Below are 23,912 nucleotides of genomic sequence, written 5' to 3'. Positions count from 1 at the left end.
ACTAGGGGTCGGAGAAATTATATGATTCAGACTCAATCCATGCTCGATGTGGCCGATAACAGCGGTGCACGCCGCGTTATGTGCATCAAGGTGCTGGGTGGCTCCCATCGTCGTTACGCTGGTATCGGTGACATCATCAAAGTTACCGTGAAGGAAGCAATTCCTCGCGGTAAAGTGAAAAAAGGCCAAGTGATGACTGCTGTTGTAGTCCGCACTCGTCACGGCGTACGTCGTGCTGATGGCTCCATTATCCGCTTTGATGGCAACGCTGCTGTTCTTCTGAACAACAAGCAAGAGCCGATCGGCACCCGTATCTTTGGGCCAGTGACCCGTGAACTTCGTACTGAGAAGTTCATGAAGATCGTCTCGCTCGCCCCAGAAGTGCTGTAAGGAGATCCGACATGCAAAAGATTCGTCGTGACGACGAGATCATCGTGATCGCCGGCAAAGACAAAGGTAAGCGCGGTAAGGTGCTTAAGGTTCTCGCTAACAACCGTCTGGTTATTGGCGGTCTGAACCTGGTTAAGCGTCATACCAAGCCTAACCCGATGTCGGGCGTACAAGGCGGTATCGTCGAGAAAGAAGCTCCACTGGACGCTTCTAACGTGGCCATCTTCAACAGCGAAACCAGCAAAGCAGATCGCGTTGGTTTCAAAGTAGAAGAAGGCAAAAAAATTCGTGTCTTCAAGTCGACCCAAAAAGCGGTTGATGCTTGAACACTGCTAGGTAGATGAGACCATGGCACGACTAAAAGAGATTTACCGGAAGGAAATCGCTCCGAAACTTAAGGAAGAACTTAAGCTTTCGAACGTGATGGAAGTTCCGCGCGTTACCAAAATCACCCTGAACATGGGTTTGGGCGAAGCGATCGGTGATAAGAAAATCATCGAGCACGCTGTAGCTGATTTGGAAAAAATCACGGGTCAAAAATGTGTAGTGACCTACGCTCGCAAGTCCATCGCAGGCTTCAAAGTTCGCGAAGGCTGGCCGATCGGCGTTAAGGTTACTCTGCGCCGTGAGCGTATGTACGAATTCCTGGATCGTCTGCTGTCGATCTCCCTGCCTCGGGTACGCGACTTCCGCGGCCTGAATGCCAAGTCCTTCGATGGTCGTGGTAACTACAGCATGGGCGTTAAAGAGCAGATCATCTTCCCGGAAATCGACTACGACAAAATCGATGCCCTCCGCGGTCTGGACATTACCCTGACCACCACTGCTCGAACGGATGATGAGGGTCGCGCCTTGCTGCGTGCTTTCAAATTCCCGTTCCGCAACTGATTGGAGTAGGACCATGGCTAAGATGAGCATGAAAAACCGCGAGCTGAAACGTCAGCTCACGGTTGCCAAGTTCGCCAAGAAGCGTGCAGCACTGAAAGCAATCATCGTGGATCTGAACGCAAGTCCAGAAGCACGTTGGGAAGCTCAAGTAGCTCTGCAGAAGCAGCCACGTGACGCAAGCGCTGCGCGCATGCGTAACCGCTGCCGCCTGACTGGCCGTCCGCATGGTGTTTACCGCAAGTTCGGCCTTGGCCGTAACAAATTGCGTGAAGCAGCAATGCGTGGCGACGTACCAGGTCTGGTTAAAGCCAGCTGGTAAGGCGTACAGGCAAAGTTACCCCTGTCAGGGTTGCAAGATCCTGACAGCCGGTGACCTTGAATATGAATCAAGCCCCTATTGGGGCTTGATTCATTTCTGGCGTATGTCTAGAATGACCGGCTCGCCTGAGCCCGTGCTTTTTAAGCATTGAGTACTCGGCGACAGTTGTAGCCGCAAGGCTAATTCTTTTTGTATCAGGAGCGTCTAGCCCATGAGTATGCAGGACCCGTTAGCGGACATGCTAACTCGAATCCGTAATGCCCAGATGGCTGAAAAGTCCGTCGTAAGCATGCCATCTTCCACGTTGAAGGTAGCTGTAGCCAAAGTTCTCAAAGACGAAGGTTACATCGCGGATTATCAGATCAGCAGCGAAATCAAACCACTGCTGTCTATCGAGCTGAAGTACTTCGAAGGCCGTTCGGTTATCGAAGAAGTTAAGCGCGTTAGCCGTCCAGGCCTGCGTCAGTACAAGTCCTCCGAAGATCTGCCGAAAGTTCGTGGCGGTCTGGGTGTGTCTATCGTCTCCACCAGCAAAGGTGTGATGACGGATCGTGCTGCGCGCGCTGCCGGTGTCGGCGGCGAAGTTCTTTGCACTGTGTTCTAAGGGGGGATAAGCATGTCACGCGTCGCTAAGAACCCCGTTAAGCTGCCAGCTGGTGTCGAAGTAAAATTCGCCGGCCAACAGCTTTCGGTGAAGGGTGCCAAGGGCACTCTAGAACTGAACATCCATTCGTCCGTTGAGATTGTTGAAGAAGCTGGTGAGCTGCGTTTCGCTGCTCGCAATGGCGATCAACAAACTCGCGCAATGGCTGGTACCACTCGTGCGTTGGTAAACAACATGGTCCAAGGCGTAAGCCAAGGCTTCGAGCGCAAGCTCCAGCTGGTCGGTGTTGGTTACAAAGCGCAAGCAAAAGGCACAGTGCTGAACCTGGCTCTTGGCTTCTCGCACCCAGTGGATTACGAGTTGCCGGAAGGCATCACCGCTGAGACTCCTAGCCAAACCGATATCCTGATCAAGGGTATTGATAAGCAGCTGGTAGGTCAGGTGGCCGCTGAGATCCGCGGTTTCCGTCCGCCAGAGCCTTATAAAGGCAAGGGTGTACGTTACGCGGACGAAGTCGTCCGTCGTAAAGAAGCCAAGAAGAAGTAGGGCATAGCAAATGACCGACAAAAAAGTTACTCGACTGCGCCGCGCTCGCAAAGCACGTCTGAAAATGCACGAACTAGAAGTCGTGCGTCTCTGCGTGTTCCGCTCGGCTCAGCATATATACGCCCAGGTCATCTCGGCCGACGGCAGCAAAGTCCTGGCAAGCGCCTCGACTTTGGACAAAGAACTGCGTGATGGTGCCACTGGCAACATCGACGCGGCCACAAAGGTTGGCCAGCTGGTCGCTACGCGTGCAAAAGCCGCTGGCGTCTCGCAGGTGGCTTTCGACCGCTCTGGCTTCAAGTACCACGGCCGCGTGAAAGCGCTGGCTGAGGCTGCTCGTGAAGCTGGGCTGGAGTTCTAAGTTATGTCAAATAACGACCAAAAGCGCGACGAAGGCTACATTGAGAAGCTGGTTCAAGTTAACCGCGTAGCCAAAACCGTTAAAGGCGGCCGTATCTTCACTTTCACCGCGTTGACCGTGGTTGGTGATGGTAAAGGGCGCGTTGGCTTCGGCCGTGGCAAGTCACGTGAAGTGCCTGCTGCGATCCAGAAGGCAATGGAAGCTGCTCGCCGCAACATGATTCAAGTGGACCTTAACGGCACCACTCTGCAGTACGCCATGAAATCCGCCCACGGCGCTTCCAAGGTTTACATGCAGCCTGCTTCTGAAGGTACCGGTATCATCGCTGGCGGCGCTATGCGTGCTGTCCTCGAAGTTGCTGGCGTTCAGAACGTACTGGCTAAGTGCTACGGCTCGACTAACCCGGTAAACGTGGTTCACGCCACTTTTAAAGGTTTGAAAGCTATGCAGTCTCCTGAATCTATTGCCGCCAAGCGTGGCAAAAGCGTCAAGGAGATCTTCTGATCATGGCTACCGTTAAAGTAACGCTGATCAAAAGCATGACCGGCCGCATCCCTAACCACAAACTGTGCGTTAAGGGTCTGGGTCTGCGTCGCATCGGTCACACTGTAGAAGTACTTGATACTCCCGAGAATCGCGGGATGATCAACAAGGCTTACTACATGCTGCGTGTAGAGGGTTAATCGATGAAACTCAATGATCTGAGTCCAGCGCCGGGTTCCCGTCGCGAAAAGCATCGTCCGGGCCGTGGTATCGGTAGTGGTTTGGGTAAGACTGGTGGCCGTGGTCACAAAGGTCAGACTTCCCGCTCCGGTGGCACCATTGCTCCAGGCTTTGAAGGCGGTCAACAGCCGCTGCATCGCCGTCTGCCTAAGTTCGGTTTCGTTTCCCTGAAAGCCATGGATCGCGCAGAAGTGCGTTTGTCCGAGCTGGCTAAAGTGGAAGGCGACATCGTTACTGTGCAGACCCTGAAAGATGCCAACGTGATCAACGTCAACGTACTGCGTGTGAAAATCATGCTGTCCGGTGAAGTGACTCGCGCTGTCACAATCGGCAAGGGAATCGGCGCCACCAAAGGTGCGCGTTCGGCTATCGAAGCAGCTGGCGGCAAGTTCGAGGAATAAATGGCTAAGCAAGGTGCTCTCTCAGCGCTCAGCAAAGGCGGGTTATCCGAGCTCTGGGCTCGACTGCGTTTTCTATTCCTGGCGATTATCGTCTACCGGATAGGCGCACACATCCCAGTTCCAGGTATCAACCCGGACCGGCTGGCGGACCTGTTTCGACAGAATGAGGGGACCATACTTAGCTTGTTCAACATGTTTTCCGGCGGCGCGCTGGAGCGGATGAGTATTTTTGCGCTGGGGATCATGCCGTACATTTCGGCATCGATCATCATGCAGCTTATGTCCGCTGTCAGCCCGCAGCTGGAGCAGTTGAAGAAGGAAGGTGAAGCTGGCCGTCGCAAGATAAGCCAGTACACCCGCTACCTCACTGTCGTTCTTGCTCTTGTTCAGGCTATTGGCATGTCCATTGGTCTGGCAGGGCAGGGCGTAGCGTTCACTGGTGACCTGGGCTTCCATTTCGTTGCAGTAACCACTTTTGTGGCGGGTGCAATGTTCATGATGTGGCTGGGTGAGCAGATTACTGAACGTGGTGTTGGCAACGGTATCTCGATGTTGATTTTTTCGGGTATCGTCGCCGGTCTTCCGAGAGCAATCGGGCAGTCTTTCGAGTCTGCACGTCAGGGCGATATCAATATCTTCGCTCTGGTTGCTATCGGTTTGCTGGCAGTAGCGATTATCGGTTTTGTGGTGTTCATTGAGCGTGGCCAGCGTCGTATTGCTGTTCACTACGCCAAGCGTCAGCAGGGCCGCAAGGTGTTTGCTGCGCAGACTAGCCACCTACCGCTGAAAGTGAATATGGCCGGTGTTATTCCGGCTATTTTTGCGAGCAGCATTTTGCTGTTCCCGGCTTCGCTGGGTGCCTGGTTCGGTCAGTCTGAAGGTATGGGCTGGTTGCAGGACATCTCGCAGTCGATCGCTCCTGGTCAGCCGTTGAATATTCTGCTGTTTAGTGCAGGGATTATTTTCTTCTGCTTCTTCTATACGGCGTTGATGTTCAATCCGAAAGACGTAGCGGAAAACCTGAAGAAGTCCGGTGCCTTTATTCCGGGTATCCGTCCAGGCGAGCAGTCGGCACGCTATATTGATGGCGTTTTGACTCGTTTGACTCTGTTCGGTGCTCTTTATATGACGGCCGTGTGCCTGTTGCCCCAGTTCCTGGTGGTTGCGGCAAACGTTCCGTTCTACCTTGGCGGGACCTCGTTGCTGATCGTTGTTGTGGTTGTTATGGACTTCATGTCCCAAGTACAATCGCACCTCGTTTCGCACCAGTACGAATCCCTGATGAAGAAAGCCAACCTGAAGGGCTACGGCAGCGGCATGCTTCGCTGAAGTACTACCCCGTAAGGTGAGAGGAGTTGGTGATGAAAGTTCGTGCATCGGTGAAAAAGCTGTGCCGTAACTGCAAGATTATTCGCCGCGAAGGTGTTGTTCGGGTAATTTGCAGCGCGGAACCACGTCACAAACAGCGCCAAGGCTGAGTGTGATCTGTTTGAAGCCCAGCAGCTAGTGCGCTGCTGGGTTGATTATTTGTTATTACAGCGATATTATCTCGCGCCCTATTTCTTGGCTTCCGGGGCGTAGGTAGCTGTCAATTGGAGTCCCACTGAATGGCCCGTATTGCAGGCGTTAACATTCCAGATAACAAGCACACTGTTATCTCGCTGACCTACATCTATGGTGTTGGTCGCACTACCTCACAGAAAATCTGTGCGGATGCTGGTGTAAACCCAGCCGCTAAGATCAAGGATCTGAGCGACGAGCAGATTGAGTTGCTGCGTGGCGAAGTGGCGAAGTTCACCACTGAAGGTGACCTGCGTCGTGAAGTCAACATGAAAATCAAACGCTTGATGGACTTGGGCTGCTACCGCGGTCTGCGCCATCGTCGTGGTCTTCCAGTGCGCGGTCAGCGTACCAAGACCAACGCGCGTACTCGCAAAGGTCCGCGTAAGCCGATCCGCAAGTAATCGCACCAGCGAATCGACAGGAATTTAGTCATGGCAAAACCTGCTGCTCGTCCTCGTAAAAAAATTAAAAAGACAGTGGTTGATGGCATCGCCCACATCCACGCGTCTTTCAACAACACCATCGTGACCATCACGGATCGTCAGGGTAATGCGCTTTCTTGGGCTACCTCTGGTGGTTCGGGTTTCCGCGGTTCTCGCAAGTCCACCCCGTTCGCTGCTCAAGTAGCTGCTGAACGTGCTGGTCAAGCTGCGCTGGAATATGGCCTGAAAAACCTTGACGTTAACGTCAAGGGCCCAGGTCCAGGTCGTGAGTCCGCTGTCCGTGCTTTGAACGGCTGTGGCTATAAGATCGCCAGCATCACCGACGTGACGCCAATCCCGCACAACGGGTGCCGTCCGCCGAAGAAGCGCCGCGTGTAATCAGGAGACTGTAAAGAATGGCTCGTTACATTGGTCCAAAATGCAAACTGGCACGTCGTGAAGGCACTGATCTCTTCCTGAAGAGTGGTGTGCGCGCTATCGAATCGAAGTGCAATATTGAAGCTGCTCCAGGCATCCACGGCCAACGCCGCGGTCGCCAATCCGACTACGGTACCCAACTGCGTGAAAAGCAGAAGGTCCGTCGTATCTACGGCGTTCTCGAGCGTCAGTTCAGCGGCTACTACAAACAAGCTGCTGGCAAGAAAGGTGCAACCGGTGAAAACCTGCTGCAACTGCTCGAATGCCGCCTGGATAACGTCGTATACCGTATGGGTTTCGGTTCTACTCGTGCCGAATCTCGTCAGTTGGTATCGCACAAGTCGATCAGCGTTAACGGTCAGACCGTAAACGTTCCGTCCTACCAGGTTCGTGCTGGTGACGTGGTCGCTATCCGCGAGAAAGCAAAGAACCAGCTTCGCATTGTCCAAGCTCTCGATCTGTGTGCCCAACGTGGCCGCGTAGAATGGGTAGAAGTAGACACTGAGAAGAAGTCGGGCGTTTTCAAGAACGTTCCTGCTCGCAGTGATCTGTCCGCCGACATCAACGAAAGCCTGATTGTCGAGCTCTACTCCAAGTAAGGGCTAGAAAATAGGTGCATCCATGCAGATTTCGGTAAATGAGTTCCTGACACCTCGCCATATTGATGTGCAAGTTGTCAGTCCAACCCGCGCTAAAATCACACTCGAGCCTCTCGAGCGTGGTTTTGGCCACACCCTGGGCAACGCGCTGCGCCGCATCCTGTTGTCCTCAATGCCAGGCTGTGCAGTAGTCGAGGCCGAGATTGACGGTGTGCTCCACGAGTACAGCGCCATCGAAGGTGTACAGGAAGACGTAATTGAAATCCTGTTGAACCTTAAAGGTCTGGCTATCAAGCTGCACGGCCGTGACGAAGTTACGCTGACCTTGTCGAAGAAGGGTTCGGGGGTGGTTACCGCTGCCGATATTCAGCTGGATCATGATGTCGAGATCGTTAATCCCGATCACGTAATCGCCAACCTGGCGTCTAACGGCGCCTTGAACATGAAGCTCACCGTAGCTCGTGGTCGTGGTTATGAACCAGCAGACTCGCGTCAGAGCGATGAAGACGAAAGCCGCAGCATTGGTCGCTTGCAGCTTGACTCTTCGTTCAGCCCGGTTCGCCGTATCGCATACGTGGTGGAAAACGCCCGTGTCGAGCAGCGTACTAACCTGGACAAGCTGGTTATTGATCTGGAAACCAACGGTACACTGGATCCTGAAGAGGCCATTCGTCGTGCTGCAACCATCCTGCAACAGCAGTTGGCTGCATTCGTCGACCTCAAAGGTGACAGCGAGCCAGTGGTAATCGAGCAGGAAGACGAGATCGATCCGATCCTGCTTCGTCCTGTTGACGATCTGGAACTGACCGTGCGTTCGGCCAACTGCCTTAAGGCGGAGAACATTTACTACATTGGTGACCTGATTCAGCGCACCGAAGTAGAACTGTTGAAGACTCCGAACCTGGGCAAGAAATCCTTGACTGAAATCAAGGACGTTCTGGCCTCCCGTGGTCTGTCCCTCGGCATGCGCCTCGACAACTGGCCGCCTGCAAGTCTTAAGAAGGACGACAAGGCGACTGCCTGATCGTCGTAATCACCGAACGTTGTGTTTGGTAAGGAATGAACCATGCGTCATCGTAAAAGTGGTCGTCACCTGAGCCGCACTAGCTCGCACCGCAAGGCTATGTTTCAAAACATGGCAGTGTCGTTGTTCGAGCACGAGCTGATCAAAACGACTCTGCCGAAAGCCAAAGAACTGCGTCGTGTTGCTGAGCCGCTGATTACTCTGGCCAAGATTGATTCTGTTGCTAACCGCCGTCTGGCCTTCGACCGTACTCGTTCGAAAGCTATGGTTGGTAAGCTGTTCAACGATCTGGGCAAGCGTTATGCAACTCGTGAGGGTGGCTACCTGCGCATCCTCAAGTGCGGTTTCCGCGCTGGCGACAACGCGCCTATGGCGTACGTCGAGTTGGTTGATCGTCCAGTTGGCGGTGAAGCTGTATCCGCTGAGTAAGACGTCAGTCTCTACAAAGAACCGGGCCTAGTGCCCGGTTTTTTGTGCCTGTGTGATTATGCTTTTCTATTGATTCTGATCATTTAATGCATTTGCCCATGCACAGAACATGGTCAATACTCCTCGTCAGCCGATTAGCCGGCAGTACAAAGACTGACTGAGGAAGCAAACCCATGAGCCAGACCAAAACGCTTACAACCGCCAGCGGCGCTCCAGTTGCTGATAACCAGAATTCTCGTTCTGCCGGCCCTCGTGGCCCTTTGCTTCTCGACGATTTTCATCTGATCGAAAAGCTCGCGCATTTCAACCGTGAAAACATCCCTGAGCGTCGCGTACATGCCAAGGGTTCTGGCGCCCACGGTACCTTCACCGTCACCCGCGACATGGCCCAGTACAGCAGCGCCAAGCTGTTTGACACCATCGGCAAGCAAACCCCGACCTTTCTGCGCTTCTCCACCGTAGGCGGCGAGCGTGGCTCGGCTGATACCGAACGCGACCCGCGTGGTTTTGCCCTCAAGTTTTATACCGAAGAAGGCAACTGGGATATCGTGGGCAACAACACCCCCGTGTTCTTTATTCGTGACCCGCTGAAGTTTCCTGACTTTATCCACACGCAAAAACGTTTGCCGCAAAGCAACCTTAAAAGTGCGCAGATGATGTGGGACTTCTGGTCGCACTCGCCTGAGTCGTTGCACCAGGTCACCATCCTGTTTTCCGATCGCGGTATTCCTGATGGATACCGTCACATGCATGGCTTTGGTAGCCACACCTACAGCCTGATCAATGCGGCCGGTGAGCGTCACTGGGTCAAATGGCACTACAAGACCAAGCAAGGCATCAAGAACCTGCCACCTGCTGAAGCAGCACGTCTTGCCGGTACCGATCCGGACTACGCCCAACGGGACTTGTTTGGAGCCATTGAGCGCGGTGATTTCCCGAAATGGCGCGTGTGCATGCAGGTCATGACCGAAGCGCAAGCTGCAGCCCATTATGAGAACCCGTTTGACGTGACCAAGACCTGGTCGCAGAAAGAATTCCCGCTGATTGAAATCGGTGAGCTGGAGTTGAACCGCAACCCGCTGAACTACTTTGCGGAAGTGGAGCAGGCAGCGTTTGGCCCGAGCAATATGGTCCCGGGTGTCGGTCTGTCGCCTGACCGCATGCTGCAAGGCCGTGTGTTCGCCTATGCCGATGCCCATCGCTACCGTGTAGGCACCAACCACCAGCACTTGCCTATCAACTCGCCACGGGTGCCTGTGCATAACTATCAGCGTGATGGCTCCATGGCCTTTGGCAACAATGGTGGTGCTGCCCCGAACTATGAGCCAAACAGTTATGGCGACGCACCGAAACAAGCGCCTCAATACGCTGAGCCACCCTTGGCCCTGAGTGGTGCTGCTGATCGTTATGATCATCGCGTAGACAGCGATTACTACAGCCACGCCGGTGCCCTGTTCCGTCTGATGAATGACGAGCAGAAAGCTCTGCTGATCAACAACATTGCAGGCGCTATGGCCGGTGTAACGAGTGATGTCGTCGAGCGTCAGCTCCAGCATTTCTACAATGCTGATCAGGCTTACGGTGACGGGGTTGCAAAGGCGCTGGGTGTACAGCGTAACTAACTCTAAGTGAGAAGCAGAACCGCCCTCAATTGGGCGGTTTTTGCGTTTTTTAACCCTGTTTTCTCGTCAAAACAGGGTTTTTATTGCGATTTGGCCGTGACCTCTCAGTCGGCTTGGTTCAAACTACAGTCTTTCAAGCAGGGAGATGTAAGGCGATGCAAGGCCACCCGGATGTAATCGATTATCTCAACACGTTGCTGACCGGCGAGTTGGCTGCGCGTGACCAATATTTTGTCCATTCCCGTATGTACGAGGACTGGGGCTTTACCAAGCTTTACGAGCGCATCAACCATGAAATGGAAGAAGAGGCACAACACGCTGATGCGTTGATGCGCCGGATTCTGATGCTCGAAGGTACTCCGCGCATGCGTCCGGATGATCTGGATGTGGGCACCACGGTGCCTGAGATGTTCGCTGCCGACCTGCGTCTTGAATACAAGGTACGTGCTGCCCTGTGTAAAGGCATTGCCCTGTGCGAGCTGCACAAGGACTATGTAAGCCGCGACATGTTGCGCATTCAGTTGGCGGATACCGAGGAAGATCATACCTACTGGCTGGAAAAACAGCTGGGCCTGATCAAGTCGATCGGTCTGCAGAACTACCTGCAATCGCAGTTCTGATTTAGATGAAGTTGGGGTGTTTTTGCCTTAGGTGCGAGCGTGGCTTGCCCGCGATGGCATCACCGCGCTGATCCAGCCATACCGCAGCGTCTGCATCGCGAGCAAGCCCGCCGCCACAAGAGCTTGATTGTCGATCAATAAAAAGCCCCTGCCATCTCACGATGGCAGGGGCTTTTTTGTACCGCGATTTAAGCCTTGTCGCGAATCAACAGTGGCTTCAGATAGAAGCCAGTATGTGATTGCTTCATCTCGGCCACATCTTCTGGTGTACCTGTCGCAATAATCTGCCCACCCTTGGAGCCGCCTTCCGGCCCAAGATCCACCAGCCAGTCAGCCGTCTTGATCACGTCCAGGTTGTGCTCGATCACGACCACGGTATTGCCGTGATCGCGAAGGCGATGCAGCACATCCAGCAATTGCTGGATATCGGCAAAGTGCAAACCGGTTGTAGGCTCATCGAGGATATACAGGGTCTTGCCGGTATCACGCTTGGACAGTTCGCGGGACAACTTGACCCGTTGTGCCTCACCGCCTGACAGCGTAGTGGCCGATTGTCCGAGCTTGATATAGGACAAGCCTACATCCATCAGCGTTTGCAGCTTACGCGCCAGGGCAGGGACTGCATCAAAGAATACTCGCGCCTCTTCGATGGTCATCTCCAGCACTTCGTGGATGCTCTTGCCCTTGTATTTGATCTCAAGGGTTTCACGGTTGTAGCGCTTGCTCTTGCACACATCGCACGGCACGTAGATGTCCGGGAGAAAGTGCATTTCTACCTTGATCAGGCCATCACCCTGACAGGCTTCACAGCGTCCGCCCTTCACGTTGAAGGAGAAACGCCCCGGGCCATAACCGCGGGAGCGGGACTCAGGCACGCCCGAGAACAATTCACGGATCGGGGTAAACAGCCCGGTGTAAGTCGCAGGGTTGGAGCGCGGCGTTCGGCCAATCGGGCTTTGGTCGATGTCGACGACCTTGTCCAGGTGCTCCAGCCCCTTGATGCTGTCGTGCGCGGCTGCTTCCAGCGTGGTGGCGCCATTGAGTGCGGTGGCGCTGAGCGGGTAGAGCGTGTTGTTGATGAGGGTCGATTTACCCGAGCCGGAAACCCCGGTTACACAGGTCAGCAGGCCGATCGGAATTTCCAGATCCACATTGCGCAAGTTGTTGCCGCGGGCGCCCTTGAGCGACAGCGTCAGCTTCTTGTTGCGTGGCGTGCGCTGGGCAGGCACGGCGATTTTCACCCGGCCCGACAGGTATTTGCCGGTCAGCGAGTCAGGGTGTGCCATGACTTCGGCCGGTGTGCCTTCAGCGACGATATGGCCGCCATGCACGCCCGCGCCCGGGCCGATATCAACCACATAGTCGGCCAGGCGAATGGCGTCCTCGTCGTGCTCCACCACGATCACCGTGTTGCCGATATCGCGCAGGTGCTTGAGGGTGCCCAGCAAACGGTCGTTATCACGCTGGTGCAGGCCGATGGAGGGCTCGTCGAGGATATACAGCACCCCAACCAGCCCCGCACCAATCTGGCTGGCCAGACGAATACGCTGGGCTTCACCGCCTGACAAGGTATCGGCGCTGCGATCCAGTGACAGATAGTCGAGGCCCACATTCACCAGAAATTGCAGGCGTTCGCGAATTTCCTTGAGGATCTTGTCGGCAATTTCCCCACGGCGCCCGGTCAGGCTCAGGGTACTGAAGTACTCGGTCGCATCACCAATCGGCATATTGGTGACAGCTGGCAGGGTTTTTTCGCCAACCCACACATGACGCGCCTCACGACGCAGACGGGTGCCACGGCAGTCCGGGCAGGACTGGGTGCTGAGGAACTTGGCCAGCTCTTCACGCACGGTCGCCGATTCGGTTTCGCGATAGCGACGCTCAAGGTTCGGCACGATGCCTTCAAACGGGTGAGCACGTTTGACGATGTCACCACGATCATTCAGGTAGCGGAAATCAACGTTTTGCGTGCCACTGCCGTACAAGATGACTTTTTGCTTGTCGGCCGGCAGCTCGCTGAACGGCACTTCAAGGCTGAAGTCGTAATGCTTGGCCAGGGCCCCGAGCATCTGAAAGTAATAAACGTTGCGCCTGTCCCAGCCGCGTATGGCGCCCTCGGCCAGCGTCAGTTCGCCATTGACCAGGCGCTTGATATCGAAGAACTGCTTGACCCCCAGGCCGTCACAGGTCGGACATGCACCGGCGGGGTTGTTGAAGGAAAACAGCTTGGGTTCCAGCTCGCTGATCGCGTGGCCGCAGATCGGGCAGGCGAAGCGCGCGGAGAAGATCATCTCTTCGCCCGGCTCATCGTCCATCGGCGCAACCAGGGCAATGCCGTCGGCCAGCTTCAACGCTGTTTCGAATGACTCGGCCAGGCGCTGTTGCAGATCGGCACGCACTTTAAAGCGGTCGACCACGACATCAATGGTGTGCTTTTTCTGCTTGTCGAGCTTGGGCAACTCGTCCAGTTCGCAGAGCTTGCCGTTGACCCTGGCCCGGACAAAGCCCTGGGCGCGCAGTTCTTCAAACACCGAAAGATGCTCGCCCTTGCGCTCGCGAATTACCGGCGCCAGCAACATCAGTTTGCTGCCCTCAGGCTGCGCCAGCACCAGGTCGACCATCTGGCTCACGGTCTGGGCTTCCAGAGGAATGTCGTGATCCGGGCAGCGCGGGATACCTACGCGGGCATACAGCAGACGCAGGTAATCGTAGATTTCGGTGATGGTGCCAACCGTGGAACGCGGGTTGTGCGAGGTCGATTTCTGCTCGATGGAAATCGCCGGTGACAGACCTTCGATGGTATCGACGTCAGGTTTTTCCATCATCGACAGGAACTGTCGCGCATAGGCTGACAGCGACTCGACATAACGCCGCTGCCCTTCGGCATACAACGTGTCAAACGCCAGGGATGATTTGCCGGAGCCAGACAGTCCGGTGATGACGATCAGTTTGTCCCTTGGCAGGGTCAGGTCGATGTTCTTCAGGTTGTGGGTTCGTGCCCCACGTATCAGGATCTTGTCCACTGCGGCCTCGCTTGGCGGGCATAACGTAAACGGATGAGTATACGGATCTGTGCGAAAGCTGTGCAGGCCTTGATGGCACGATGTCATTCAAGCAGCCTTTATAACTTTTGCGTGACAAAGCGTCGCGCCGCTCTCGTGTATGTGCTGTTACACGATGGGACTGATAGAATCGCCGCCGGTTCACATGAGGTTTTTCCATGCACGATCCCCACAGCGAACGCATGAGTAGCGGCGAGACCCGAGCAGCAAGCGGTCTGGCCCTTGTGTTCGCCTTCCGTATGCTTGGCATGTTTATGGTGTTGCCGGTTCTGGCGACCTATGGGATGGACCTTGCTGGCGCGACGCCTGCCTTGATCGGCCTGGCAATTGGCGCTTATGGCCTGACCCAGGCTATTTTTCAGATCCCCTTTGGGGTGATTTCTGATCGTATCGGTCGGCGTCCGGTTATTTACCTGGGGTTGATCGTCTTCGCCCTGGGCAGTGTGCTGGCGGCCAATTCCGATTCGATTTGGGGCGTTATTGCGGGACGCATCCTGCAAGGCGCAGGGGCTATTTCTGCAGCGGTCATGGCGTTGCTGTCAGATCTGACCCGTGAGCAGCATCGCACCAAGGCCATGGCCATGATCGGCATGACCATCGGTTTGTCCTTTGCCGTCGCCATGGTCGTGGGGCCGCTGCTGACCCGTGCCTTCGGGTTGTCCGGGCTGTTTCTGGCGACCGGGGCAATGGCGCTGTGCGGGATTGTGATTGTGATGTTCATGGTGCCGCGCTCTACCGGAACCTTGCAGCATCGTGAGTCCGGCGTGGCGAAGCAGGCCTTGCTGCCAACCCTGCGTCACCCCGACCTGTTGCGTCTGGATCTTGGCATTTTTGTGTTACACGCCATGTTGATGTCGAGCTTTATCGCCTTGCCGCTGGCGCTGGTCGAAAAGGCCGGTTTGCCCAAGGAACAGCACTGGTGGGTGTACCTGACGGCCTTGCTGATTTCTTTTTTCGCCATGATTCCGTTCATTATCTACGGCGAAAAGAAACGCAAAATGAAACGAGTTTTACTCGGCGCCGTCGTGACCTTGATGCTCACTGAGCTATTCTTCTGGAAGTTCGGCGACAGCTTGCGGGCGTTGGTGATTGGCACTGTGGTGTTCTTCACGGCCTTCAACCTGCTTGAGGCGTCACTGCCTTCGCTGATCAGCAAGGTTTCACCCGCAGGCGGCAAGGGCACGGCAATGGGGGTTTACTCCACCAGCCAGTTCCTTGGTTCGGCACTGGGCGGCATACTCGGCGGCTGGATGTTCCAGCATGGCGGTTTGTCGGTTGTGTTCCTTGGATGCGCAGGTCTGGCTGCACTCTGGCTGGCCTTTGCTGTTACCATGCGTGAACCACCCTATGTAACAAGCCTGCGCTTGCCGTTATCACCTGAGGCGCTGCGCGAAGCAGGTCTGGCTGAGCGTTTAAAGGCTGTTACTGGCGTTACAGATGCAGTGATCGTGGCTGAAGAGTCGGCGATTTATATCAAATTGGACACCGAACTATTGGATCGCGCGACACTCGAGCAGTTGGTTAACCCAGCGCCGACGTGCGAAGCCTAGGAGAACGTTATGGCCCGTGGGGTTAACAAAGTTATATTGGTCGGCACATGCGGCCAGGATCCCGAAGTTCGCTACTTGCCTAACGGTAATGCCGTGACCAACCTGAGTCTGGCAACCAGCGAACAATGGACTGACAAGCAAACCGGCCAGAAAGTCGAAAAGACTGAATGGCACCGTGTGTCGATGTTCGGCAAAGTTGCCGAAATCGCTGGCGAATACCTGCGCAAGGGTTCGCAGGTGTACATCGAAGGCAAGCTGCAGACCCGCGAATGGGAAAAAGACGGCATCAAGCGTTACACCACCGAAATCGTGGTCGACATGCAAGGCACCATGCAGCTGCTGGGTGGCCGTCCACAGGGCGATCAGCAAAACCAGGGTGGTGGCAACAACTACCAGCAACAACAGTCGGCTCCGCGTCAGCAGGCTCAACGCCCTGCACCGCAGCAGCAACAGCAACAGCAGTCGCGCCCTGCACCGCAACAGCAGGCACCGCAGCCAGCTCCGGATTTCGACAGCTTTGATGACGATATCCCGTTCTGAGAATTACCTGAGACATTAATGTAAAAAATCTGCTGAAAAGCCCCTTATTAGGCAATGCTGTTCACTTAAGCGATTTCCAACTCTGTGGGAGCGGGCTTGCTCGCGATGGTCGTGAACGATGACGCGTATTTACTGAGTAAATGCGTCGCTCTGAAGACCATCGCGGGCAAGCCCGCTCCCACAATTGAGTAGCGTTGCTCTTAAGTGAACAGTATTGCCTTATTAGGGGCTTTTTTTATGGTTTTTAGTCGTAAGTTTTTTAACTATTAAAGGTGGGACTCATCTCGCTTTCTCCCCGATTCAGGCAGGAACACAATTACCATTGACCGTCCGCCAGAGTTCTAGCGGATTGCCATCTTGTAGCGCAGCTGGCATCAAGGCCGCAGGCAAGTCCTGATAACACACCGGCCGCAAGAACCTGTCTATGGCACTGGCGCCGACGGCGCTACTACGACTATCCGAACTGGCCGGGAACGGGCCGCCATGCACCATCGCGTGAGATACCTCGACGTTGTTCGGATAACCGTTCGCCACGATGCGACCCGCCTTGCGCTCAAGGATGGGCAACAGTTTTCTTGCCAGCCCAAGATCAGCGTCATCCAGTTGCAATGTCGCAGTCAGTTGCCCTGACAGGTGCTCGGCGACCGCAAGCATTTCATCTTCATTTTTGCAGGCGACTATCAACGAGCCGGGACCGAATATTTCGTCGCCCAGTCTTCCTGTAGTCAGAAAGGTGGTGGCATCCGTTACAAACAATGTGGCTTGTGCTGCACATGGCCTTTCGGCCGGGCAACCTTGCCCCAGCGTCGTAACCCCGTTGATATTGCCCAGCTCCTCGATACCGGCGAGGTAGGCATGATGAATTCCCGGCGTCAGCATGGTTGCCGCCGCCTTTTTGCGCAGGGCATCCAGGGCCGTGCTGCAAAACTGGGTCAGATGCTGACCTTCTATAGCAATCACCAGGCCCGGATTAGTACACAATTGCCCGGCACTCATCGTCAGGGCATCAACGAATCCACGGCCGATCTCGCTGGAGCGCTTCGACAGTGCATGCGGCAACAGGAACATGGGATTGATGCAGCTCATTTCGGCGTATACCGGAATCGGTTCGCTCCTTTGCGCCGCTGTACGCGACAGCGCCAGGCCGCCTTGTCGCGAACCCGTGAAGGCGACTGCCTTGATCGCGGGATGACTGACCAGGGTCTGGCCGAACCGGTTACCGTCGCCTATGAGCAGGGAAAACACGCCCTCTGGCAAATTGTGGGCAGCGGCCACTTGTTGGATCACCCGGCCTACCAGTTCAGACGTACCCAGATGAGCCTCATGGGCCTTTACCACTATCGGGCAGCCAGCGGCCAAGGCTGCGGCGCTATCGCCGCCGGCAACCGAAAAAGCCAGGGGGAAATTGCTGGCGCCAAAAACAGCAACCGGACCGAGTGCGATCTTGCGCAGCCTCAGGTCGGGGCGAGAAGGGATGCGCGTCGCTAAGGCAGAGTCGAGGGTGGCTCCCAGGTAGTGACCGTCGCGCACGACCTTGGCAAATAACCGCAACTGGCTCACGGTGCGGCCCCGTTCGATGATCAGGCGCGCTGCAGGCAATCCCGACTCCAGGGAAGCGCGCTCGATCAGCGTTGCCCCCAACGCCAGGATGCCAGTGGCGATTGCTTCCAGGAATTGAGCACGTTGCTCTGCCGTGGTTTCGCGGTAGCTATCACAGGCCTGCTGCGCCAGCGTGCAGGCCTGCTCAATTTCAGCGATACCGCCGCCGCCGAAGTCGGGGCCTAGCTTTTCATGGGTGGCAGGGTTGATTGCCGACAGCAATCCTTGGTTGCCCCGCACGGCCGAGCGGCCAATGAGCATGTCGCCGGTAATCATCGGATTTTCTCTATCTTGCTGTGTCATCGTCAGACCTGCATTTTTTCGTTCTATGTATAGCGGTAGCGGCCCAACACAGCCTGCGGATCCATCAATTGCTGCATGGCCCTGCTGATTTCCTGCACCTTGGGCGTCGTGTGCTTGCTGTAATAGGCTGCATTCACCGGCCCGACGCCATGCTCTGCACTGAAGCTGCCGCCGTTTTCTGACACCAGCCTATAGATGCCGCTACGTACAGCGACTAGCCGGGCGATACCGTACTGGGCGATATGGGCGTGGGGCACCAGCACAATCAAATGACAGCCGCCGTCGGCAAAATGGCCGAAATCGTAAAGTTGCAGCAACGGATGTTCGTGCTGCAGCCACTGTGCCGCCTGCTCGCGGAAAGCCACCAAGCGTGAGCGCGAAAACGCCACGTCGAACGAGAGTGGAATGCCTTCACTGGCGATGGCCAGCGGCAGGTTGTCGCGCAGCGGCCAAAAGCTGCTGGAATGCCCCAGGACCGCGTCGACAACCCGCGCGCTTTCATACAGCTGCTCCCACACTTGTTCGGTTCGCTCTGCAAACAGCGCGTGCAAGCCAGGCATGCTGCTGGCGATCTCGATCAACGCATAACAGCGTGCCGATGATTGCCCGAACGGGTGGCGCAGCGTGGGGAAATTGCGCAGGGTAATGGCCAGCGCTGGCTCGGAGATCACTTCGAAAGCGCACAGTAGATCGCCAAAATGCTCTTCGAAGGCCTGCAGCACCTCAAGTGCTGTCGCATGGTCAGGCAAGGCAACAAAAACGCTTTGCGTCGACTGGTCGATACGCTGGAGCTCAAGCGTCGCCGCCGTAATGATGCCGAAGGCGCCGCCGGTGCCGACAAACAACTGCTTGAGGTCCAGCCCGGTATTGTTCTTGCGCAACGGCGCGAGCAGTTGCACGACTGTACCGTTGTCATCGGCCAGTACCACTTCGATGCCGAGCAGGTTATGCCGCACGTCGCCATGCTTGAGCAAGCGGCTGCCGCCAGCATTGGCGCCGATCAATCCGCCTATCGCCGGATCGCTGCCGATATCGATAGGAAAATACAGCGAATGGGTTTCCAGCTTGCGATTGAGCTCTGACAAGAGCGCGCCCGCTTCGACAATGACAGTGCGGTTCAAGGGATCAATCTCGCGCACTTGGCGCATGCGCGAAAGGGACACGATCACTTGCTTGCCGGAGTTGTCGGTGATGGCGCCGCCCACCAGCCCGCTGCGGTTGCCTTGGGCGACCAGGCGTATGCGATGGCGCACAGCTAATCGCATCAGCGTGCTGACCGCCTGGGTATCCTGCGGGATTACGACCGCTGCAGCGCGGCCGCGGTATTGCATCACGTCGGTTTCATAGGGCGCACAGGCATCCCCGGTTAGCAGCGACGCCAGCCCCAGGTGTTCGGCCACTTCGGCCAGAAACGCCTGTATATGTTCCATGTCGCTCATTGCGCCACAACCACGCGCTTCTGCAACTGACTGCGTACCAGCACCAGGGCGATGATCGGCAACACGCCGCCGAGCAACGTGTTATGGCGCAAAACCAGCGCCACCGCGACGGCGATTGCTGCGGTAATCAGCAGCATCACGGAGAGCCGTCGGACCAACGCCCTATCGTTGCTGGCTTCGCCGACGAAACCCAGTGGAGACAACCAGGTGGCCCCCACGCCAATCACCAATACGCACGCCAGCACGGGCGCAGCGCCGAGTTCCTGACCCCAGACTTGCAACGTAGGGGCAGATACCGCAGCCAATAACGCGCCGATCAGCAAATACAGGTCGACGCCCAACGCGATCCAATGGCCGGGCCGGTTTTTGAATAGCCAGAATATGTGCCCAATGCTGAGAATGCCGCTGACCACATACGCAGTATCCCAGCGCACGCCTGCGTCACCCGGTCCGAAACGCCCCCACATCAGGAACACGATCACCGGAATGAATGCACTGGCATTCGACCAATAGGCACGCGCTAACTTGCTGACAGACATGCTTGTTTCCTTGAAATTGAGATGCAATGAAATGCCTGAGTCCCGGGATTAACTCTTGTGCCAGCGGAACATTAAAGTGGCAGCGGTAAGAAACAACGCGGTCCAGCCTGCCATGGTCAGCAAAGGCAGCCACAGCGCAGGCAGGGACGTACCGTCCAGCATCACCTGACGCAGTACCGAGACAAACTGGTTGATCGGAACCACCGAGAGCATGTTTTTGATCCAGGCTGGCGCATCGTTCAAAGGGATGGTCAGGTTGCCGAAGAACAGGGCCGGGTAATGGATCAGATGGCAAAGCAATTCGGTTTCCTTCACCGAGGAGGTACGACTGGCCAGCAGGAGACCGACGCACAGCAACATGGCGCCGCCCAGCAGAATGACCGGCAACGCACGCAAGGTCTGCATACTCCACAGCGAGATGTCGATGCCGAACCCATAACGTGCCACGAGCAGCAAGGACCCCACGGAAACCAGCATCATCACTACCCGCGACAACAGCACGGACGCCAGAAAAACCAGCTTTGGCACTGGAAAACATGCGTAGATCTTGAGTGCATTGTGTTCACGCAGGCTGGCAATCGACAGGGCGGTGGACATGATGCCCAGTGACATCAACACGATGACCAGAATGCCGGTGGTAAAAAACTGGCCATAGTCGAAGGGCTTGGCACCAGACGCCGCATCTTCGAAATGCACCAGGTCTGCCGACACAATGCCGCGCTTGGCCGCCGAACACCTGACCGCGGCGATTTCGATCACACGAGCAGCAGCGCGTACCGCCAACTGGCCGTTGAAGTCATATTGCACCTGCAACGGACCGTCGCCTGCCGCGAATACAATGCGTACCGTGTTTGCCGCGACGGTGGCAGGGCTGCTTAGCGTTGAAAACTCGGCCTTTACCGGATCTGCGCCAGCAAACGCCTGCTCGATCGCTGCTTTGCAACTGGTGTCCGCGCTTTCCTGAGCGCCGGCATCGAGAAACTCGACCTTCACCGTACCCAGTGACCCGCGCTGACCGAAAGCCATCAGCATCACGGTCAGCAACAGGATGGGAAAGCCCATCGCCCAGAACAGCGACGACTTGCTGCGCAGGAAACCCAGCAGCTCGTTGCGCGTCAATATCGCCAAAATGCTAAACATCCTGTTCTCCCCTGGCGCAGATATGCAACATGTCGCGGTAATCGGTGGGGCCGAACTCAAAGTGCTGGAACGCGACATTAGCGATCAGGGTGCGTATGGACTGGTCCAGTTGCTGGGTGCCATAGACGCTGATTTCAGTGTCCGATGGCATTGCCAGCCGCAGCGTGGCGCTATCACTTTCCAGCTGGCGACGTATGGCGTTCAGACGCTGGCTATCATCCAGCCGTAGAGAGGCATGGAAGGCGCCGACCAGATGGTTCTTCAGTGTTTCTTTATCGCCGCAATACTCAACGCCGCCGTTGCACACCCACACCACATCGCTTGCGGTATCCAGTTCTTCCTCCGAGTGACAAATCATGATGATGGTCAGGTCAGCCAGGTCATGGCGCAGCAGGTGCGCGACGCGTTTGATATACGCGCGGTCAAGACCGGTAAAGGGTTCGTCAAGCACCGCAAGCTCGGGATGGTGTGCCAGCGCCACGAACAGATCGAGGCGCTGCTTCTGGCCGCGTGACAGTGCCCGATAAGGCAGTTTGCGCAGCGCATCGATATCCAGTGCCTGCGCCACCTGCGGGTCTTGTCTACCGTAGAGGGCCTGATGCAGATCGAGGATCTCCCTGACATTCGATGAGTCTTCATATTCGACCCGCTGCAATTGCACCCCCAGGCGCTTGCGATGCCGGGTGCTTTGCAGAAAATGCGCCGCCGCAACCCCCAGAATCTGTGCCTCTTCCAGATGCGCCTGACGGAACCCCAGCAACGCTTCGATCAGGGTGGTCTTGCCGGCGCCGTTCGGACCGATAATGGCGGTATGCCGACCGCGTTGGAGATGCAGATCGCGGGCCTCAAAGCGAAAACTGCCAGCTGTGACCTGGATAAGTCTGGCCGCCGCCGCATAGCGTTCATCACTGCTCGTGCGTGCCGACCGCATCTCAGGCTGCACGGCGTTTTTGGTCGGCGCGGGTGTTTCCTCAGCAAGCAGGATTTGGCTATTCATGTTCAATCGAACAACGCGACTTGGACATCGCGTTTGCCTTTGAAGGGATTGCGGCCATGGGCTACGGCGATGTTATCGATCAACAGCATGTCACCGCTGTGCCAGGGGAAGGCGATCTCCTCCGCTTCCAGTGCGTCGTACACCGGCGCGATTTCATGCTCCAGGATCGGCGTACCGTTACCCAGCCGGACGTCGTAAGGGCGTGCCGGTTTGTCCCTGTAAGCGCGCTGGATGTAGGTGTAGCCAAGCTCACCCATGGAGCGGGCATTGTTATGTTGGGTCGACAGTTGATTGAACCAAATATCTTCGCCCGTCAGCGGATGTTTCAAGATGGCGTCACCGGTATGCGACACCGTGACGCTGCCATCTTCGAGCCACTGGTAATTGAGTTGTGTATCGCGGCACAGCTGTTCCACTCGCTGCGGATCATCGGTAAGGAACGCTTCATCCCACGGACGGTGGTATTCACGCATATTGGTGTTGCGCGGTTCGTTCTCCGGCGTGCTGGGTGTACGGAAATTGCGCAAGTACAGAATGCGCGCTGCGCGCAGGCGTTCGATCAATTGCGCTGGCAGGCGGCGGGTGACTGCTCGCATGTCACACAGTATGGTTTCGCCGCCTTGTACGGAGGGCTGTTTGCAAAAGAATGCCAGTTTCTGTGGATAGTGCGCCATGTAGGCCTTTTCCTGGTGCAGGCCGATTTTCAGGGTGGCCGGGATGCGTGTCGATTCGTAGACTCTGCCCGCGATGTTCTTGCGTGGCGTGGCGCCGCCGATGTAACCGAACGCATGCTCAGGATAATTTTGCGCAATAGCCTGGAAGTCCGAGTTTTCGCGCAATGCAAAACCACGGAACAACAGGCAACCGAATTCCAGCAGCATGCTGTCAAAGATCGCCTGGTTGTGGCGATACCATGCCGCAAAAGCTTCGCCGTTATCGCTTAGCGTGCTGTCGATAGGCGTAATGACGAGCGGCATGCGCTTGGACGACAGGAAGCCACATCGTACGTGCGAGCTGCCCAGCATTTCCTGAAAGTGCTCAACCAGATCTATACGTTGATCCATAGCCTTTTCCCCGGGGATTTGCGTATCAAACCAGTGAAGGCTTTTTAATGAGGATTTCGAAACCCAGTGCGCCCATGCCCGAACGGGGGCTGCTGACCACCGTGCAATGGTCCAGGCCCGCCTCGATGACCAGGGCGCGCGCTTCTTCCAGCGTGACCTTTTCTTCAACGTGGGTGGGCGGATAACCCACTGAAGCGCGCATTTGCGTGAATTTCTCCAGCAAGTCAGGGGCGACGTCGCGGCGCATGTCGTGTACCAGGCCGACTCCGCCCGGCTGCAGTACTCGATACATCTCGGTCAAGCTTTTCACCTTGTCCGGCAAATGGTGCAAGGTGGCGCGGCTGACCGCCATGGTCAGACTGTTGTCCGCGAATGGCAGGTCCAGGGCGTCGCCCACCTTGAGTTCGATGACATCGCTCAGGCCTAACGCTTCGATGCGCGGTCGGCCACCTTCAAGCATGGTTTCGTCCAGATCGAGGCCGATGAAATGCCAGCCCTTTAACACGGGGTCGGCCGCCAGGCGCACCGGTACCACTACGGTGGCGGTGCCGATATCTACCAGGGCTCCGGGCGGCATGTCGCGGGCAATCTGGCGGATGCGGGTGACGAACAACACATCCCAGGGTTCCAGTGCTTGCGAGGCAAAGCGATCGTACTCGTCGGCAGGCCGTAGATTTTTCAGCAACATTTATAAGCTCCAGCATCAAATGACGTTAGAAGAGGGGTTAGC

29 protein-coding genes are annotated in these 23,912 nt (G+C 56.2%); 21 read left to right on the top strand and 8 right to left on the bottom strand.

From position 1 onward, the window contains the following. Nucleotides 1-21 precede the first annotated feature (21 nt). From rplN to bfr, 19 genes are all read left to right on the top strand, one after another. Complete coding sequence (gene rplN, locus ACZRMH_RS13440; protein ID WP_002555479.1) at nucleotides 22-390, top strand: 50S ribosomal protein L14; 369 nt, start codon at nucleotides 22-24, stop codon at nucleotides 388-390. A gap of 11 nt (nucleotides 391-401) precedes the next feature. Beyond that, nucleotides 402-716, top strand: coding sequence for a 50S ribosomal protein L24 (rplX, locus tag ACZRMH_RS13435; protein ID WP_016779179.1), 315 nt, complete (start codon nucleotides 402-404; stop codon nucleotides 714-716). A gap of 22 nt (nucleotides 717-738) precedes the next feature. Then, complete coding sequence (gene rplE, locus ACZRMH_RS13430; protein WP_003444368.1) at nucleotides 739-1,278, top strand: 50S ribosomal protein L5; 540 nt, start codon at nucleotides 739-741, stop codon at nucleotides 1,276-1,278. 13 nt (nucleotides 1,279-1,291) lie between these two features. Beyond that, nucleotides 1,292-1,597 carry a 30S ribosomal protein S14 gene (rpsN, locus tag ACZRMH_RS13425; RefSeq protein WP_003444367.1) on the top strand — a complete coding sequence of 102 codons (306 nt, stop codon included), beginning with the start codon at nucleotides 1,292-1,294 and terminating at the stop codon, nucleotides 1,595-1,597. A 211-nt stretch (nucleotides 1,598-1,808) separates the two neighbouring features. After that, nucleotides 1,809-2,201 (top strand): 30S ribosomal protein S8, encoded by a 393-nt coding sequence (rpsH, locus tag ACZRMH_RS13420; RefSeq protein WP_003444366.1) that lies wholly within the window; start codon nucleotides 1,809-1,811, stop codon nucleotides 2,199-2,201. 12 nt (nucleotides 2,202-2,213) lie between these two features. Further along, complete coding sequence (rplF, locus tag ACZRMH_RS13415) at nucleotides 2,214-2,747, top strand: 50S ribosomal protein L6 (RefSeq protein WP_016779180.1); 534 nt, start codon at nucleotides 2,214-2,216, stop codon at nucleotides 2,745-2,747. 10 nt (nucleotides 2,748-2,757) lie between these two features. Next, complete coding sequence (rplR, locus tag ACZRMH_RS13410) at nucleotides 2,758-3,108, top strand: 50S ribosomal protein L18 (RefSeq protein ID WP_016779181.1); 351 nt, start codon at nucleotides 2,758-2,760, stop codon at nucleotides 3,106-3,108. A gap of 3 nt (nucleotides 3,109-3,111) precedes the next feature. Next, on the top strand, nucleotides 3,112-3,612 hold the full coding sequence (gene rpsE, locus ACZRMH_RS13405; protein WP_003186035.1) for a 30S ribosomal protein S5: 501 nt from the start codon (nucleotides 3,112-3,114) through the stop codon (nucleotides 3,610-3,612). A 2-nt stretch (nucleotides 3,613-3,614) separates the two neighbouring features. Beyond that, the gene (rpmD, locus tag ACZRMH_RS13400) at nucleotides 3,615-3,791 is read left to right on the top strand and encodes a 50S ribosomal protein L30 (protein WP_003186033.1); all 177 of its coding nucleotides are present in this window, start codon (nucleotides 3,615-3,617) and stop codon (nucleotides 3,789-3,791) included. Nucleotides 3,792-3,794: 3 nt separating this feature from the next. Then, complete coding sequence (gene rplO / locus ACZRMH_RS13395; protein ID WP_016779182.1) at nucleotides 3,795-4,232, top strand: 50S ribosomal protein L15; 438 nt, start codon at nucleotides 3,795-3,797, stop codon at nucleotides 4,230-4,232. Then, nucleotides 4,233-5,561, top strand: coding sequence for a preprotein translocase subunit SecY (gene secY / locus ACZRMH_RS13390; protein ID WP_029611193.1), 1,329 nt, complete (start codon nucleotides 4,233-4,235; stop codon nucleotides 5,559-5,561). It abuts the gene before it with no gap. Between the two features lie 32 nt (nucleotides 5,562-5,593). Next, nucleotides 5,594-5,710, top strand: a complete 117-nt coding sequence (gene rpmJ, locus ACZRMH_RS13385; RefSeq protein ID WP_002555468.1) for a 50S ribosomal protein L36 — start codon at nucleotides 5,594-5,596, stop codon at nucleotides 5,708-5,710. Between the two features lie 129 nt (nucleotides 5,711-5,839). Beyond that, a complete protein-coding gene (gene rpsM, locus ACZRMH_RS13380) occupies nucleotides 5,840-6,196 on the top strand; it encodes a 30S ribosomal protein S13 (RefSeq protein ID WP_016779184.1) in 357 nt (118 codons plus the stop codon). 30 nt (nucleotides 6,197-6,226) lie between these two features. Next, a complete protein-coding gene (gene rpsK, locus ACZRMH_RS13375) occupies nucleotides 6,227-6,616 on the top strand; it encodes a 30S ribosomal protein S11 (RefSeq protein ID WP_007924177.1) in 390 nt (129 codons plus the stop codon). 17 nt (nucleotides 6,617-6,633) lie between these two features. Then, nucleotides 6,634-7,254, top strand: coding sequence for a 30S ribosomal protein S4 (gene rpsD, locus ACZRMH_RS13370; protein WP_003444359.1), 621 nt, complete (start codon nucleotides 6,634-6,636; stop codon nucleotides 7,252-7,254). 22 nt (nucleotides 7,255-7,276) lie between these two features. Then, entirely contained in the window at nucleotides 7,277-8,278 is a 1,002-nt protein-coding gene (locus ACZRMH_RS13365) for a DNA-directed RNA polymerase subunit alpha (protein ID WP_003176403.1), read from the top strand. A gap of 42 nt (nucleotides 8,279-8,320) precedes the next feature. Further along, a complete protein-coding gene (gene rplQ / locus ACZRMH_RS13360; protein WP_016779185.1) occupies nucleotides 8,321-8,707 on the top strand; it encodes a 50S ribosomal protein L17 in 387 nt (128 codons plus the stop codon). 173 nt (nucleotides 8,708-8,880) lie between these two features. Continuing rightward, complete coding sequence (locus ACZRMH_RS13355) at nucleotides 8,881-10,329, top strand: catalase (RefSeq protein ID WP_464013802.1); 1,449 nt, start codon at nucleotides 8,881-8,883, stop codon at nucleotides 10,327-10,329. Nucleotides 10,330-10,484: 155 nt separating this feature from the next. After that, entirely contained in the window at nucleotides 10,485-10,949 is a 465-nt protein-coding gene (gene bfr, locus ACZRMH_RS13350; protein WP_106116893.1) for a bacterioferritin, read from the top strand. A 188-nt stretch (nucleotides 10,950-11,137) separates the two neighbouring features. Here the strand turns inward: bfr and uvrA are convergent, their stop codons facing one another. Beyond that, the gene (gene uvrA, locus ACZRMH_RS13345; protein ID WP_464013815.1) at nucleotides 11,138-13,972 is read right to left on the bottom strand and encodes an excinuclease ABC subunit UvrA; all 2,835 of its coding nucleotides are present in this window, start codon (nucleotides 13,970-13,972) and stop codon (nucleotides 11,138-11,140) included. Between the two features lie 197 nt (nucleotides 13,973-14,169). Between uvrA and ACZRMH_RS13340 the strand changes: the two genes are divergently transcribed. Further along, entirely contained in the window at nucleotides 14,170-15,561 is a 1,392-nt protein-coding gene (locus tag ACZRMH_RS13340; protein ID WP_464013801.1) for an MFS transporter, read from the top strand. Between the two features lie 9 nt (nucleotides 15,562-15,570). Next, nucleotides 15,571-16,101: a single-stranded DNA-binding protein gene (locus tag ACZRMH_RS13335; protein WP_138738716.1), complete on the top strand. Its 531-nt coding sequence runs from the start codon at nucleotides 15,571-15,573 to the stop codon at nucleotides 16,099-16,101. 300 nt (nucleotides 16,102-16,401) lie between these two features. Here ACZRMH_RS13335 and ACZRMH_RS13330 read toward each other — a convergent pair whose 3' ends face one another. The 7 genes from ACZRMH_RS13330 to ACZRMH_RS13300 are packed head-to-tail and all read right to left on the bottom strand — an operon-like array spanning nucleotide 16,402 to nucleotide 23,870. Further along, nucleotides 16,402-18,003: an aldehyde dehydrogenase (NADP(+)) gene (locus ACZRMH_RS13330; protein ID WP_464013800.1), complete on the bottom strand. Its 1,602-nt coding sequence runs from the start codon at nucleotides 18,001-18,003 to the stop codon at nucleotides 16,402-16,404. Between the two features lie 23 nt (nucleotides 18,004-18,026). Further along, nucleotides 18,027-19,442, bottom strand: a complete 1,416-nt coding sequence (locus ACZRMH_RS13325; protein WP_464013799.1) for an FAD-binding oxidoreductase — start codon at nucleotides 19,440-19,442, stop codon at nucleotides 18,027-18,029. Next, complete coding sequence (locus tag ACZRMH_RS13320) at nucleotides 19,439-19,981, bottom strand: permease (RefSeq protein ID WP_464013798.1); 543 nt, start codon at nucleotides 19,979-19,981, stop codon at nucleotides 19,439-19,441. The genes ACZRMH_RS13325 and ACZRMH_RS13320 overlap by 4 nt, the downstream gene beginning before the upstream one ends. A gap of 48 nt (nucleotides 19,982-20,029) precedes the next feature. After that, a complete protein-coding gene (locus ACZRMH_RS13315; protein WP_464013797.1) occupies nucleotides 20,030-21,121 on the bottom strand; it encodes an ABC transporter permease in 1,092 nt (363 codons plus the stop codon). After that, nucleotides 21,114-22,118, bottom strand: coding sequence for an ATP-binding cassette domain-containing protein (locus tag ACZRMH_RS13310; protein ID WP_464013796.1), 1,005 nt, complete (start codon nucleotides 22,116-22,118; stop codon nucleotides 21,114-21,116). Before ACZRMH_RS13310 ends, ACZRMH_RS13315 begins: the two co-directional genes overlap by 8 nt. Before the next feature lie 2 nt (nucleotides 22,119-22,120). Further along, nucleotides 22,121-23,182: a TauD/TfdA family dioxygenase gene (locus tag ACZRMH_RS13305; protein ID WP_464013795.1), complete on the bottom strand. Its 1,062-nt coding sequence runs from the start codon at nucleotides 23,180-23,182 to the stop codon at nucleotides 22,121-22,123. 25 nt (nucleotides 23,183-23,207) lie between these two features. After that, on the bottom strand, nucleotides 23,208-23,870 hold the full coding sequence (locus ACZRMH_RS13300; protein ID WP_464013794.1) for a class I SAM-dependent methyltransferase: 663 nt from the start codon (nucleotides 23,868-23,870) through the stop codon (nucleotides 23,208-23,210). Between the last annotated feature and the right edge of the window lie 42 nt (nucleotides 23,871-23,912).

Source organism: Pseudomonas sp. B414 (genome assembly GCF_055408445.1).
The sequence above is the reverse complement of the archived record's forward strand: the minus strand, read 5'-3'. Positions and strand labels throughout refer to the sequence as shown.